This window comes from Bartonella sp. OC16QHHD (assembly GCF_042194035.1).
In the GTDB taxonomy this organism is placed as follows: Bacteria; Pseudomonadota; Alphaproteobacteria; order Rhizobiales; family Rhizobiaceae; genus Bartonella.
Map to the genome: position 1 here is coordinate 1 of NZ_JBHIMJ010000023.1, position 1,666 is coordinate 1,666.

Here is a 1,666-nt window from a genome sequence, read left to right on the forward strand (position 1 = left end):
CTTAAGATTGACCCGTGACATAAGCCGCCCATTTCTCCATATAGACACGGCGCTGTTCTAGATAGTCAGTACGACGATAGGCACGCTCTACTTGTCCTCCTACTGTATGACTTAGAATGGTTTCAGCGACCTCATAGGGGGCATCGGTTGTTTCAGCGAGCCAATCGTGTAAACTAGAGCGAAAACCATGGGGGCAAGCTTCAATTTTATTTTTTCTCATATACCAAGCCATCATCGTATGTGAAAGAGGACCGCGACCGGTAGGAGAAAAAAGAAAATCACTTTTAGAAATACAACGAGCTTGTTCAATAATTTTCAGCGCTTCTTTTGATAAGGGGACGCGAAATTCTGTTGTAGTATCACGCTTTCCTTTCATATTTTCAGCAGGAATTGTCCAGACATCATCTTCAATTTGACCTTCACGAATATGACGCAAAGGAAAAGTACGAACTCCTGTCAAAATAAGCAAACGCAAAGCCAGTTGTGTTAGGATTGTTGTTTGGCAAAGTGTTTTATAAAAGGCAGGGACCTCTTTCCAATCCATTGCGGGCATGTTTTGCGTTTTATGACGTTGTTTGCCTAAGAGAGCACGTGCTTTTTCTGTTGCTTGTAAATCAACATCCAATCCTAGTGCAGCCGCATGTTTGAGACATATATTAAGACGATTAAGAGCTCTATTAGCTGTTCCAGCTTTTGTATGCCAGATAGGAGCAAGAGTATTGCGTATCTCAGTTTGGGTAATTTCTGAAACGGGTAAACAGCCTAATTTGGGGAGAATATGAAGACGTAATGGTAAAAACCAATGTCCGTCTTTTCCATCCCCTTTTAATTCAGCTTTACGACTTTCAAAAGCATCTATGGCAATATCTTTTAAGTAATGGAGATTGCTTATTGCTTCACGCTTTTGTTTATTGCGTTCTTTAATAGGGTCACGACCCTCATGCAAAACAGAACGCCATTGATTTGCCAATTCACGCGCTTTTTTTAAAGAAACGTTTCGCAATGCCCCCAAGCCCATTTCACGACGGCGCCCATGAATGGTATAACGGTAAATCCATTGAGCACCTCCATCTTTACGCTTGTGAAGTAACAAGCCGGCACCATCGTTATATTTGCCAGCCCCTAATGTTGCAACAGATCTTGCATTAAGACGGTTCATAAGAGCCATTTTAAGTCCTTTCTTATACAAATTTTATCCACACACTCATCCCACTTGCTATGTGCAAACGAGTGGTTTTGATTGATTCAATATAAACAGATTTGAAATAAGAGAATCTTACGTTATTCGGGTCTTTAACTCAATATGAATAACGCTAGATTATCATTATAAATCAATAGCTTGTCACCAGCTCACAAGCTTACGAAATAAGCCTTCTGTCGACAAATCTGATGCGTTACTTTCTTTCTCTAAATGCTCTTCATCATACATCATTCTGCCATCCATGACGTGCTTTCATAAGTTTCTCTACCGCTATAAGCTGGTCGCTTTTGTATCGTCGGAGGTTCTTCATAAGCCACACACATTAACCCAAAGGCATCCGCACCATGACTGGACCAATCATGCTCAGCGCCTAAACCAATATTACGCTTCTCATCCCATTTCTCATGATACCAATTCAGTGCTTTACGACCCGCTACGGTTGTCTCTTCATTAAACCAAACAGAC

The 1,666-nt window shown here is 41.1% G+C and carries 1 protein-coding gene and 1 pseudogene; both read right to left on the reverse strand.

Annotated features, from left to right (window positions below; translation table 11 throughout):
* Position 1 precedes the first annotated feature (1 nt).
* Entirely contained in the window at positions 2-1,168 is a 1,167-nt protein-coding gene (locus ACFIK1_RS03720) for a tyrosine-type recombinase/integrase (RefSeq protein ID WP_375662117.1), read from the reverse strand.
* Between the two features lie 260 nt (positions 1,169-1,428).
* A pseudogene (locus tag ACFIK1_RS03725) lies at positions 1,429-1,666 on the reverse strand (PBSX family phage terminase large subunit); the annotation flags it as partial.